The 13,073-nt window shown below is 64.2% G+C and carries 12 protein-coding genes; 11 read left to right on the top strand and 1 reads right to left on the bottom strand.

Annotation, left to right across the window (positions count from 1 at the left end; all coding sequences use genetic code 11):
* The first annotated feature begins 4 nt into the window (after positions 1-4).
* Entirely contained in the window at positions 5-1,468 is a 1,464-nt protein-coding gene (locus AC3WLX_RS05445; RefSeq protein ID WP_492334989.1) for an amidase, read from the top strand.
* 9 nt (positions 1,469-1,477) lie between these two features.
* Here AC3WLX_RS05445 and AC3WLX_RS05440 read toward each other — a convergent pair whose 3' ends face one another.
* Positions 1,478-2,377: a LysR substrate-binding domain-containing protein gene (locus tag AC3WLX_RS05440; RefSeq protein WP_492334988.1), complete on the bottom strand. Its 900-nt coding sequence runs from the start codon at positions 2,375-2,377 to the stop codon at positions 1,478-1,480.
* Between the two features lie 421 nt (positions 2,378-2,798).
* On the opposite strand from AC3WLX_RS05440, the gene AC3WLX_RS05435 reads away from it, so the two are divergent.
* From AC3WLX_RS05435 to AC3WLX_RS05390, 10 genes are all read left to right on the top strand, one after another.
* The gene (locus AC3WLX_RS05435; protein WP_492334987.1) at positions 2,799-3,959 is read left to right on the top strand and encodes a transporter substrate-binding domain-containing protein; all 1,161 of its coding nucleotides are present in this window, start codon (positions 2,799-2,801) and stop codon (positions 3,957-3,959) included.
* Positions 3,956-4,621, top strand: a complete 666-nt coding sequence (locus AC3WLX_RS05430; RefSeq protein ID WP_492334986.1) for an ANTAR domain-containing response regulator — start codon at positions 3,956-3,958, stop codon at positions 4,619-4,621. The genes AC3WLX_RS05435 and AC3WLX_RS05430 overlap by 4 nt, the downstream gene beginning before the upstream one ends.
* Before the next feature lie 10 nt (positions 4,622-4,631).
* A complete protein-coding gene (locus AC3WLX_RS05425) occupies positions 4,632-5,885 on the top strand; it encodes an urea ABC transporter substrate-binding protein (protein WP_492334985.1) in 1,254 nt (417 codons plus the stop codon).
* A gap of 89 nt (positions 5,886-5,974) precedes the next feature.
* On the top strand, positions 5,975-6,847 hold the full coding sequence (locus AC3WLX_RS05420) for an ABC transporter permease subunit (RefSeq protein ID WP_492334984.1): 873 nt from the start codon (positions 5,975-5,977) through the stop codon (positions 6,845-6,847).
* Between the two features lie 33 nt (positions 6,848-6,880).
* Complete coding sequence (locus AC3WLX_RS05415) at positions 6,881-7,927, top strand: branched-chain amino acid ABC transporter permease (RefSeq protein ID WP_492335924.1); 1,047 nt, start codon at positions 6,881-6,883, stop codon at positions 7,925-7,927.
* A complete protein-coding gene (locus AC3WLX_RS05410; protein ID WP_291618271.1) occupies positions 7,927-8,643 on the top strand; it encodes an ABC transporter ATP-binding protein in 717 nt (238 codons plus the stop codon). Before AC3WLX_RS05415 ends, AC3WLX_RS05410 begins: the two co-directional genes overlap by 1 nt.
* Complete coding sequence (locus tag AC3WLX_RS05405) at positions 8,636-9,364, top strand: ABC transporter ATP-binding protein (protein WP_291618276.1); 729 nt, start codon at positions 8,636-8,638, stop codon at positions 9,362-9,364. The genes AC3WLX_RS05410 and AC3WLX_RS05405 overlap by 8 nt, the downstream gene beginning before the upstream one ends.
* Before the next feature lie 31 nt (positions 9,365-9,395).
* Positions 9,396-10,385 carry an acetamidase/formamidase family protein gene (locus tag AC3WLX_RS05400; protein WP_291618279.1) on the top strand — a complete coding sequence of 330 codons (990 nt, stop codon included), beginning with the start codon at positions 9,396-9,398 and terminating at the stop codon, positions 10,383-10,385.
* A gap of 13 nt (positions 10,386-10,398) precedes the next feature.
* Complete coding sequence (locus AC3WLX_RS05395) at positions 10,399-12,138, top strand: nitrilase-related carbon-nitrogen hydrolase (protein WP_492334983.1); 1,740 nt, start codon at positions 10,399-10,401, stop codon at positions 12,136-12,138.
* A gap of 21 nt (positions 12,139-12,159) precedes the next feature.
* Positions 12,160-12,921 carry an SDR family NAD(P)-dependent oxidoreductase gene (locus AC3WLX_RS05390; protein WP_291618283.1) on the top strand — a complete coding sequence of 254 codons (762 nt, stop codon included), beginning with the start codon at positions 12,160-12,162 and terminating at the stop codon, positions 12,919-12,921.
* Positions 12,922-13,073 lie beyond the last annotated feature (152 nt).

The raw sequence follows: 13,073 nt of genomic DNA, 5'->3' as shown, positions 1-13,073 counted from the left end.
GATGATGACTGATGGTTCCGGCCGAGCGGCCTTCCCGCCGGCGCCGACTGGCCTTGGCGCGCTTTCTGCATCCGAGATCGTGGCCGGCTATAGGCGCAGAGCGTTTACGCCGCGCGATGTTGTCGATGACACGATCGCAGCGCTTCAGGCGACAGACGAAGCCTGTAACGCGGTGGTGACGCCGATGTACGAGCAGGCGAGAGCGGAGGCCGATCGACTCACCAGGGAGATGCGTTCGGGCGAAGCCAAGGGACTGCTGGCCGGTGTGCCCGTCACGATCAAGGATCTCGTCTATGTCGCCGGAGTTCCGGCCTATGCCGGCTCGCCCATGAACAGGGGCTTCGTGCCCGAGGCCGATGCCGCCGTGGTCTCCGCGCTGAGGGCGTCAGGCGCCATCATCACGTGCAAGACCACGACATGCGAGTCCGGCTACAAGCTGACGGCCGACAGTCCGGTTACCGGCATCACGCGCAATCCCTGGAACGCTGGTCGTACCAGCGGCGGCTCCAGCGGAGGGGCTGCTGCCGGCGTCGCCGCCGGTTGCGGTCCGATCGCGATCGGCACTGACGGCGTCGGCTCGATCCGCGTGCCTTCGTCGTTCTGCGGCGTGTTTGGGCTGAAGCCCACGTTCGGCCTGGTGCCGCGCTCGCCCGGCTTCTCGCCGCCGTCCTGGGCCTCGCTCGCGCATACCGGGCCGATCACGCGCACGGTGGCGGATGCCGCGCTGATGCTGGAGATCATTGCCGGCTACGACCTGCGCGATGCAGCAAGCCTGCCAGTGTCGCCGCGCCGCTTCGACATTAACGCGGCGTCGCTGGACGGCATTCGCATCGGCGCCAGCGCCGATTTCGGCTACGCCGCGGTCAGCCCCGACGTCCGCGCTGCGTTCCAAAAGGCACTTTCCGTTCTCGATTCCTGCGGGGCGCAGGTTACCAGGGACGACCCAGGCCTCGATCCCGGTATTCTCGAGCACACGCTGAAGCCGATCGCTTTCACGGAACAAGCGGCGGCAGTTTCAACCAAGACCGCGGCCGATCTCGCAAGCTCCGAGCCCGATTATCGCGACGTCATCGCCGCCGGTCGGAACTACACCGGGACCGATTATATCGAAGCGAGCTATCGCCGCGGCCAGGCGCGCAATGCGTTCCTGAAGCTGTTCGAGCGCGTCGATGCCCTGGTGACGCCGACTGTCGCGGTGACGGCATTCGAGGCGGGACAGATCGGTGTCGGCACGATCGACGGCAACAAGGTCGATCCGCATCTCGGCTGGTCGCCCTTTACGTGGCCGATCAATCTCGCCGGCCTGCCGGCTGCGACGCTTCCTTGCGGTTTCGATCGCGACGGCATGCCGATAGGCCTTCAGGTCGTCGCGCCCTGGCTCGACGAACCGACCATCTTCCGCATCGCGGCCGCGTTCGAGCAGGCGCAACCCTGGGCCAAGTTCTGGCCGCCGCTGGCCCTGTGCTAGGGCACCGGGTTAGCCCAGCGCGATCGGTGAGCCCCGGCCACTGAGCTCTTCGTCGAGACGTAGATAATGCGCGAGATAATCGTGCAGCGCGGTCGCGGCCTTCGAGGTCGCTCCGCTGGACTTGTAGAGCAGCAGCTCGATCTTCGGCAGCGGCGGCAGGCCCTCGTTGGGGCCGATTTCGCACATCGCCGGCACCAAGGCACTGCGGCCGAGCACGGTGACCGCCATGCCCGCGAAGGCCGCTGCCTGCAGGCCCCCGACGCTTTCGCTGACACAGGCAATGCGCCAGCGCAAATTGGCTCGTTCCAGCGTTTCGATGGCGTAGTCACGGTAGATGTTGCCGGGCGGCAATAGCGCCAGCGGGATCGGGCGCTCTTGATGCGCGGCGGATTGCTCGCCGGTCATCCAGACCAATTGCTCGCGCCGCACCACCTGGCCGCCAGTGAAATCGTTCATGCGCGTGACCAGTGCGATGTCGACATCACCGCGCTTGACGAGGCCAACCAGCGGTGTCGACAGCGCGCAATTGAGCTCGACCTGCACGCGCGGAAAGGATTTCCGGAATACGCTGAGGATCTGCGGCAGCATGAACGCGGCGTAGAGGTCGGGCGTCCCGAGGACCACCTGGCCTTCGATCTCCTGTGACGCCAGTTGCGAAATCAGCTCGTCATGCAACCGCAGGATGGACTTTGCGTAGGTGAGAACGGTGGTGCCGTCGTCGGTCAGCGTCAGCCTGCGGCCGCCATGCTCGAACAATTGCTTGCCCGTCAGCTCCTCCAGCCGCTGCAATTGCAATGTGATCGCCGGCTGGGTTCGGCCCAGCCGTCGCGCGGTCTCGGTGATGCTGCCGGTCTCGACCACCGAAATCAGCGACCGGAGCATGCGGATGTCGAGACTAACGAGGTTCATGCGGCGCCCATATCGCCTACGATTTATGCAAAATACGTGCTAACGCACGACAGCCCAGCAGCCATGTTGACGCAGTCGGACTTGCTTCAATCGGAGCAGGCTAGCCATCCGCGACGACATCATCGATCGCACCATCGAGGGTCAGGACGGAGTGAGAGCGGCAAAGCCCGATCTGATACGCCGCACAGCGCTGCACAGATTTGCTGCATGGCGACGTGAATTGGAGCAGTAAGCGCTGCAATAACGCGCTTGACTTCGCTTTCGATCTCAACGACCGTATCGTCCAAGCGTTGGGCAGCTTGGCCCGTCAACGCGACGAGTTCAAACCATTTCCAACACCACGCGCATCGCGTGTTCGGTTGGCGGCGAGGGCGCCCTCGGCTTAACGGCCGGCGGGCGCTTTTTTGTTTTGGATCGAGTGATGACGCGGACGGGATATCGTATCGGTGTGATGTTCTCGACGACGGGGTCGTACAGCGTCGTCGCGCGTTCGATGCTCAACGGAGCGCTGCTCGCGTTCGACGAAATCAACGCCGGCTCCGACACGATCCAGCTGGAGCCGGTGGTGGTCAATCCCAACGGCGATCTCGCCTGCTATCGCTCGCTCAGCCAGGACCTGCTCAAATCGGGGATCCGTCACGTCGTTGGCTGTTACACCTCCTCCAGCCGCAAGGAGGTCATTCCCTGCTTCGAGAAGTTCGATGGCATGCTCTGGTATCCGTCGCACTATGAAGGTTTCGAAAGCTCCGACAACGTCGTTTATACCGGGGCCGCGCCCAATCAGCACGTTCTCCCGCTGGTCGACTATCTCGCCACCCGCGTCGGCAAGCGCGCCTTCTGCGTCGGCTCCAACTACATCTGGGCCTGGGAGAACAATCGCATCTTCCGCGAAGCGTTGATCGCGCGCGGCGGCACCGTTCTCGCCGAGCGCTATCTGTCCGTCGGCGATACCGAGGTCGACCAGGTCATTGCTGCGATCATCGAGCAGCGGCCGGATTTCGTCTTCAACAATCTGATCGGCACCAGCGCTTATGCCTTCTTCCGCGCGTTCCGCGCCGCCTGCCGTGCGCGCGGCATCGATCAGGCCACGGAAATCCCGGTCGCGAGCTGCACGCTGTCGGAGCCGGAATTGCCGGAGATCGGCCCGGATGCGGTCGAGGGGCATCTGTCCTCGAGCGTCTACTTCTCGTCGTTGAAGTCGCCGGAGAACGCCGCCTTCATCGATGCCTATACGCAGTCCTTCCCGGATGGCCCGGTCTCGTCGGCCGACGCGGAGTCCTCTTACATCGCCGTCAAGCTGCTTGCATCCGCCTTGTCGCAGGCCGGCACCGACGATGCGCGCAAGGTGCGCGCCGCCGTGGCGGACCAGCGGCTGCATGCGCCGCAAGGCGAGGTCCGCATCGACCGCCAGACCTTCCACGCCTGGCTCACGCCTCGGATCGGCCGATCGACCGCCGGCGGCCAGTTCGAGGTGCTGCTGGAATCACGCGAGCCGATCGCGCCGGATCCCTATCTCGTTCAGTCGTCGCCGCGCTTTGCCAGCGCAATGCGCTCTCCACATTTGAAAGTGGTGCAATCATGAGCTCCCGACTGCTGCAGAACTTCAAGGGCGGCCGTGCCATCGTCGTCACGAGGCGAGGGGGCTGGGAGAGCGCGCTGGAGACGACGCTCGCCAAGCTCGGCGTCTCCACCGAGTACCCTGAGATCGTCGATGGCCGCGCCCAGCTCGACGTCGCCGGCCTTCAGGCTGACCGCGATATCCTGTTCGTCGACGGCGATCTCGAAGGCGCGGTCGCGATCGAGGTCAATCCGGCCTCGCGGCTGCCGCCGGTACCGGTGATCGGTCTCGTCGGCGTCGAGGCGCCGAGCCGGCTGAAGGCGCTGGTCAATCTCGGCGCCACCTCGTTCCTGCGCAAGCCGGTGCATGGCGGCGCGGTCTACACGTCTCTGTTCATGGGCATCAACCAGTTCCTGCTGCGCGCCGAGATGTACGAGCGCCTGCAGGGGCTCGAGGAGCGCCGCCGCGGCCGCCGCGCGGTGATCCGGGCCGTCATCCTGCTGATGCAGCAGGACGGCCTCGACGAGGAAGGTGCCTATTCCCGGCTCCGTCGCGACAGCATGCGCGCGCGGCAGAACATGGAGCTCTATTGCGAAGAGCTTCTGAGCAAGCGGGCGAAGCCGCCCGATACGTCCGGCCGCACGACCGGCATCACGCTGCAAGGCGGCAACAAGCAGGCCATCTAGGAGAAGCAAAATGAGCAAGTCTGTATTGCGGGGGCTGCGCGCCGCAGCCCTCACGGGGACGCTTGTCCTCGGATCACCCATAGGCTCCCACTCGGCGCTTGCGGCGGAGAATCCGATCAAGCTCGGGGTGCTGGAGGATCAGTCCGGCGACTTCGCTGCGGCCACGATCGGCAAGGTCCACGCCATCCAGCTCGCCGCCGAGGAGATCAACAAGGCCGGCGGCATCATGGGTCGCCCGCTGGAGCTCGTCACCTACGACACCCAGTCCGACAACACCCGCTACCAGGAGTTCATGCGCCGCGTGCTCCAGCGCGACAAGGTCGACGTCGTCTTCGCGGGCTTCTCCTCGGCCTCGCGCGAGGCGTATCGTCCGATCGTCGACCAGTTCAACGGCTTCGCCTTCTACAACAACCAGTATGAAGGCGGCGTCTGCGACGGCCACATGATCGTGACGGGCGCCGTGCCGGAGCAGCAGTTCTCGACGCTGATTCCTTACATGATGGAGAAGTACGGCAAGAACGTCTACACGCTCGCAGCCGACTACAATTTCGGCCAGATCTCGGCCGAATGGGTGCGCAAGATCGTCAAGGAGAACGGAGGCAAGATGGCTGGCGAGGAGTTCATCCCGCTCGGTGTCTCGCAGTTCTCGCAGAGCATCCAGAACATCCAGAAGGCCAAGCCGGACTTCGTGGTCACGCTGTTGGTCGGTACGGCGCAGGCGTCTTATTACGAGCAGGCGGCCTCCGCCAACGTCAGCCTGCCGATGGCGTCCTCGGTCAACGTCGGCCAGGGCTACGAGCACAAGCGCTTCAAGCCGCCGAGCCTGAAGGACATGTACGTCACCACCAACTACATCGAGGAGATCGACTCGCCCAAGAGCAAGGAGTTCTACGCCAAGTTCAAGGCGAAGTTCCCGAGCGAGCCCTATGTGAACCAGGAGGCCGAGAACTCCTATCTCGCGGTCTATCTCTACAAGCAGATGGTCGAGCGCGCGAAGTCGACCAAGCGGGAGGAGATCCGCAAGGTGATCGCACTGGGCGACGTCTGCATGGACGCGCCGGAGGGCAAGGTCTGCATCGACCCGAAGAGCCAGCATATGTCGCACACGATCTATCTCGCCAAGGTCGGCGCCGATCATTCGATCTCCTTCCCGAAGGTCTGGGAGGACATCAAGCCATACTGGCTGGGTGAGGCCGGCTGCGATCTCACCAAGAAGGATCCGATGGCCCAGTACACGCCATCGAATCCTCCACCCAAGCCCTGACCTGCGGCGTGTCGCCCCGGCCTTCACGTCGGCCGGGGCGATCACGGACATCCGCGGCGCGCCGCATCCTTCCACTTCCTGGTTGATTCATGGACATCGCGACCCACGTCTTCTCTGCGCTCTATCAATTCGGGGACGCTTTCGCATTCCTGGTGCTTTCCGCCTGCGGGCTCGCGGTGATCTTCGGCATGATGGGCGTGATCAATCTCGCCCATGGCGAGTTCATCATGTGCGGTGCCTACGTCACCGCCGCCACCGTGCACGCCGGCCTGCCGCTGCCGCTGGGAATTCTGACCGGTACCCTCGTATCGGGGTTGGTCGGCGTCGTGGTTGAACTCGCGGTAATCCGCCATCTCTACGACCGTCCGCTCGACACCATCGTCGCCACCTGGGGACTGAGCCTGATCGCGACGCAAGGCACGCTGATCATGGTGGGCTCGACCATGGCCGGCGTCGGCACGCCGTTCGGCAGCTTTCAAGTCGGCGACTATTCCTATTCGATCTATCGCATCGTGCTGTTCTGTGCCGCGATCGGGGTGCTCGCTGCGCTCTATGCGCTCTTCAACTGGACGCGGTTCGGCGTGCTGGCACGCGCCACCATCCAGGTGCCGCATATGGCGGCGGCGCTCGGCGTCGACACGCGCCTGATCTACAGTCTCACCTTCGCTTGCGGGGCCGGGCTGGCCGGCCTGGCCGGTGGTCTCTACGCACCGACCATGACGCTGGTGCCGACCATGGGGGCGACCTTCATCATGGAGGCCTTCGTCACCGTCGTGATCGGTGGCGCCGATGTCTTCCTCGGCACCGCACCGGCAGGCGCCGTGCTGGCGGTCGTGAAATCGGTGATGACGTCGTGGCAGGGCCAGCTGTTCGGCCAGATCGGCCTGCTGGTCGCCGTGATCATCGTCGTCCGGGTGCTGCCGAAAGGCATCTCCGGCTTCGTGCTGCGCGAGCGGACCTGACGGAGTGATGGCGTCGTGACCGGTTTCCTCGCAATGTTTCGCCGTCTCGAAGGCCCGCAGACCGTCGGTCGCGGTCCGGCCTTCTGGGCCTTGTTCGCCCTCGTGCTCGCCGCCGCGCTGGCTTATCCGCTGTTCAGCGACGGCTACACGGTCGGCAACACCGTCTATTTCTTCGTCTGGGTGTTCATCGCGCTCAGCCTGTGTTTGATCTGGGGCTATGGCGGCTCGCTTTCGTTCGGCCAGACCGCGTTCTTCGGCATCGCGGGCTATGGCTATGGCGTCCTCACCATCAATTTCGGTTCCGCCTACGGCTTCACGCTGCTGGCGCTGGTGATTGCGGTCGCGATCGCCGCACTGTTCGCGGTCCTGCTCGGCTACTTCATGTTTTTCGGCCGCATCGCCGGCGTCTTCCTCGGCATCGTCACGCTCGCCGTGACCCTGATGCTGGAGCGCTTCATGGCGCAGACAGCAGGACCGGAATGGCGCATCGGAGCTGCACGCCTCAACGGCTTCAACGGCATGAGTGCGATGCCGCCGCTCACCATCCCCTGGCCGGGCGAGCCGATCGTGCTGTTCGCCGATATCGGGCTCTACTACCTCGTGCTCGGCCTTCTCGTTCTCGTCTATCTGGCCTTGCGTATCCTGATGAACTCGTCTTTTGGCAATGTCATCGTCGCCATCCGCGAGAACCCGGAAAGGGCGGAGATGCTGGGTTACGACATCCGCAAGTACCAGCTCATCACCTTCGTGATTGGCGCTGCGCTCGCTGGGCTCTCCGGCGTTCTCTACACCGTGTGGGGCCAGTACATTACGCCGTCGAGCATGGGCATGACCGCCGCTGCGCTGCCGCTGATCTGGGTCGCGGTCGGCGGCCGCAGCGACCTGACGTCGACCGTGATCGGTACGCTGGTGGTGCTCGCCGCGTTTCAGGCGCTCACGATTTACGGCAGCCAGTACGCGCTGGTCTTCATGGGGGTGCTGCTCGTGCTTACGGTGCTGATCGCGCCCAACGGCCTCGTGCTCGGGGCAATGAACTGGCTGGGCCGCATCGCAGCACGTTTTACGCAGAGGGCCGGCTAATGTCGCTGCTCGAACTGCGCAAGCTGAACAAGCATTTCGGTGGCTTGCACGTGACCAATTCGGTGGATCTCACGCTGCAAGCCGGCGAGATCCATTGCCTGATCGGCCCCAACGGCGCGGGCAAGAGCACGCTGTTCCGGCTAATTCTCGGCGAGCATCATCCCGGCAGCGGCGACATTCTCTTCGCCGGGGAGGACATCACCGCGCTGAAATCCTTTGCGCGGATTCACCGTGGCCTTTCGGTCAAATTCCAGGTGCCCGGCGTCTTCAGGGGCCTGTCGGTCCGCCAGAATCTCGAGATCGCCCTGCAGAGCCGGCACCGCGGCACTGAACTCGAAGCCGAGATCGGGCGGCTGCTCCACTTCCTTGGGCTGGAATCGGAGCATACGCAGATCGCCGGCAATCTCAGCCACGGCCAGAAGCAATGGCTCGAGATCGGCATGGCGGTCAGTCTGAAACCGCGTCTTCTTCTGCTGGACGAGCCGACCGCCGGCATGTCGCCCGAGGAAACCCACCTTACCGGCGAAATGGTGCAGCGGCTCAATGCCGATGGCATGACGGTGCTGGCGATCGAGCACGACATGGCCTTCGTCCGGCAGGTCGCGCACCGCGTCACCGTTCTGCATCTCGGCCAAGTCTTCGCGCAGGGTTCGATCGACGAAATCGTGGCCGACGAGCGTGTGGCGGCGATCTATCTCGGGCAGGCCCATGCTTGACGTACCGCGCAAGGAAGTGATTCTCGCAACGCTCGGCCTGCGCGCCGGCTATGGCGGCAAGCCGGTGCTGCAGGGCCTCGAGATCGAGGTGCGTGAAGGCGAGATCGTCGCCGTGATCGGACGCAACGGCGTCGGCAAATCCACACTGATGAAGAGCCTGATCGGGCTCGTGCCGGTCATGGACGGCTCGATTGTCTATCGCGGCCAGGCGGTGGAGCTTCTTCCCGCACACAAGCGGGCGCGTCTCGGCATGGGCTATGTTCCGCAGGGGCGCGACGTGTTTCCGCGGCTGACCGTCGGCGAGAACGTCGCGGTCGGCGCGGCGATCAAGGGCGGCGGCATTCCCGAAGCGGGGCGGCGCAAGATCGTCGAGGCCTTTCCGATCCTTGAAGAGCGCTGGCATCAGCGCGCCGGCACCATGTCCGGCGGCCAACAGCAGCAGCTTGCGATCGGACGGGTCCTGATCGCCGACCCCCACCTCATCCTGCTCGACGAGCCCTCGGAAGGCATCCAGCCGAATATCGTCCAGGATATCGCGCGCAACATGGTCGAGCTCAATCGCAGGACCGGAGTCACCATCATCCTGGTCGAGCAAAATCTCGACATGATCCGCGCCATGGCGCAGCGCTGCTACGTCATGGACAAGGGACGCATCGTCGCAAATCTCGATCGCGCAGCGCTCGACGACGCGGCCGAGATGCGGCGTCATCTCGCGGTTTGAAGACCGGCCAATGACAGAAGGAGAAAATCAAATGTCCTGGCAGAAAGACTCCATTATGGCCCGCAAGGGCATCGCCAAGGGCGAGCGCGGTACGGCCTACACCATCACCGAGAGCGAACAGGGCAAGTATCACTATGTCTACGGCCCCTACGTGAAGCCGGTGCTGACCGTCGATCCCGGCGCAGTCGTCGCCGCGGAGACCCATGATGCGTTCGAGGGCGCCATCAAGAACGAGACCGACAGCCCGTCGAAGATCCTCAACTTCCCGTTCCTCAATCCGCAGAACGGGCCGATCCACGTCAACGGCGCCGAGAAGGGCGACACACTCGCAGTCTACATCGAGAGCATCGTGCCACGCGGGCCGCAGCCGCGCGGTACCACGGTCATCATGCCGGAATTCGGCGGACTGGTCAGCACGGGCAACACGGCGCTGCTCAATCCGGCGCTGCCCGAGCGCGTCAAGAAGCTGGAGATCGACGCCAAGACCGGCACCAAATGGAACGACAAGATCACGCTGCCCTATGAACCGTTCATCGGCACCATCGGCACCTCACCGGAGATCGAGGCGATCTCCTCGCTCGTTCCGGATTATTACGGCGGCAACATGGACCTGCCTGATGTCGGCGTCGGCGCCATCATCTACCTGCCGGTCAACACCAAGGGCGCGCTGCTCTATCTCGGCGACTGTCATGCCGCGCAAGGTGATGGCGAGCTCTGCGGCGTTGCCATCGAGCATCCGACCGTGACCACGGTGCAGGTCGATCTCATCAAGAACTGGACCATTGCCTGGCCGCGCCTGGAAACGAAGGACTTCATCATGACCATCGGCTCGGCCCGGCCGATGGAGGATGCCGCTCGCATTGCCTATCGCGAGCTCTGCCGCTGGATGGCGGCGGACTACGGTTTCGAGGAGATCGACGCCTATATGTTGCTGACCCAGGCCGGTCGGGTCAGGCTCGGCAACATGGTCGATCCCAAATACACATTGGGTGCGTCTATCAAGAAATCCTATCTCGTTTGAGGCAGGCCGGGTCATGTCCACCATTCACAAGGTTGCCGCCGTCCAGTTCGAGCCGACCATGTTCGAGAAAGCGGGCAACATCGCCCGCCTGCTCGAACTCTGCGAGCAGGCGGCGGCCGCCGGCGCAAAGCTGATCGTCACGCCGGAGATGGGGACGACGGGCTATTGCTGGTTCGACCGGGCCGAGGTTGCGCCGTTCGTCGAGACGATCCCCGGGCCGACCACGAGCCGCTTTGCGGCGCTGGCGCGCAAGCATGGCTGCTACATCGTGGTCGGCATGCCCGAGGTCGACGAGGACAACATCTATTTCAACACCGCCGTCCTGATCGGGCCGGACGGTATCGTCGGCCGTCACCGCAAGACGCATCCTTACATCTCCGAGCCGAAATGGGCCGCAGCTGGCGATTTGCACAACCAGGTGTTCGAGACCCCGATCGGCCGTATCGCGCTGCTGATCTGCATGGACATTCACTTCGTGGAGACCGCGCGACTGATGGCGCTCGGCGGGGCCGACGTCATCTGCCACATCTCGAACTGGCTGGCGGAACGCACGCCGGCGCCTTACTGGATCAGCCGCGCCTTCGAGAACGGCTGCTATGTGATCGAGAGCAACCGCTGGGGGCTGGAGCGCACCGTGCAGTTCAGTGGCGGGAGCTGTGTCATCGCCCCGGACGGGCAGGTGATCGCAGTGCTCGACAAGGGCGACGGCGTGCTGCTGTCGGAGATCGACCTCGAGGCCGCGCGGTCGCGCCGCGTGCTTGGCGAAGCCGTCTTTGCGCAGCGCCGGCCGGAGCTCTATCCGGAGCTCCTGACCGATACGTTCAGCTGGAATCCGCGCGACTTCTTTGGTCTCTACGGCCATGAGCCCTGGCCGCCCGGGAAGACGTCACGGGTCAGCGTTGCGCAATTTGCGCCTCGCGACGACATCGACCAGAATCTCGCTGAGATCGCGGCACTTGCGCGTAAGGCGAGCGCCGAAGGCGCGGATCTGGTCGTGTTCCCGGAGCTTGCCGTAACCGGTCTCGGCGATCCCGCGACGTCGGCGCAGCCGATACCCGGTCCGGTGACCCATCGCCTCGAGGAACTCGCAGCGGAGCTGGGTCTCTATCTCATCTGCGGCCTCGCGGAGCGCGCCGGCAACACGCTCTACAACAGCGCCTGTCTTGTCGCCCCGGAAGGGGAGATCTCGGTCTATCGCAAGACGCACCTCACGGCCGACGAGCGAAGCTGGGCGACGGCCGGAGAAGGCTGGACCGTCATCGACACGCCGATTGGCCGCATCGGGCTTTTGATCGGTCACGACGCCTCGTTTCCGGAGGCGGGCCGGGTGCTGGCGCTGCGCGGCTGCGATCTCATCGCCTGTCCTGCAGCGATCAAGGGACGCTTCAGTTCGTCACATGCCGGCACGGAGGTCGAGCAACCGGCGCCGATTCCGACCGGTCCGGATCCGCATCACTGGCATCATCTGCGCGTTCGCGCGGGCGAGAACAATCTGTTCTTCGCCTTCGCCAATGTCGCCGATCCTGAACGCCTCTATCCCGGGCTGAGCGGCGTGTTCGGGCCCGACACTTTTGCGTTCCCGCGGCGGGAGGCGATCGCGGCCGGCGGCACGGGGCTTGCAACTGCTCTGGTCGACACCACCAATCTCGACAGCGTTTATCCGACCAATGTCGTGCGCCGAAAGGACCTGGTCTCGATGCGAATGCCGCACAGCTATCGCGGATTGGTCAAGGTGGCTGCGAGCAATTACTGAACCAAGAAAAGGAAGCCGACCATGGATCTGGGACTCAAGGGTGCAAAGGTTCTCGTTACGGGAAGCACCAAGGGAATCGGGCGCGCGATCGCCGAGACATTTGCCGCCGAGGGCGCCGACGTCGGGGTGTGCTCCCGCAACCTCGCCGAGGTCGAGAGCACGGTCGCTGCGCTCAAGGCCAAGGGCGTTGCGGCCTATGGCGGCGCGGTCGACGTTGCCGATGCGGCGGTCCTGAAGGCCTGGGTTGGCGATATGGCGTCAAAGCTCGGCGGCATCGACGTCGTCGTGGCCAATGTGAGTGCGCTTGCGATCGGACAGGACGACGAGAGCTGGCAGAAGGAGTTCTCGACCGACATGATGGGGACGGTGCGGCTGGTGAATGCGGCCATGCCGTATTTGGAGAAAAGCAAGGCCGGCGCGATCGTCACCATCTCCAGCGTTTCCGGCCGCGAGGTCGATTTTGCCGCCGGACCCTACGGCACCTTCAAGGCCGCTATCATCCATTACACGCAGGGGCTCGCCAATCAGCTGGCGGCGAAAGGCATCCGCGCCAATTCGGTCTCGCCCGGCAATACCTATTTCGAGGGTGGGGTCTGGAACATGATCAAGGACAACAACCCCGAGCTCTACAAGACCGCGCTGGCGCTCAATCCGACGGGACGCATGGGCACGCCCCAGGAGATGGCCAACGCCGTGGTGTTTCTCGCGAGCAGCGCGGCGAGCTTCATCACCGGGACGAACCTCGTCGTCGATGGCGCATTGACGCGTGGCGTCCAGTTCTAGCTAGCAAGGGCACGATGGGCATGCGGGACTTTGCCGGGACGCGGTGAACGTCCTTTTTGCCGTCGACTGCGTGCCCCCCGAGATCGACCGCAAACGCGCGGAGTCAGCAGACATCCAGCGCCGAGGCCGCTTGTCTTGTGGATCTGTCCGGT

Source organism: Bradyrhizobium sp. FW305-F6, assembly GCF_058782905.1.
This window is presented reverse-complemented; position numbering and strand designations above follow the sequence as displayed.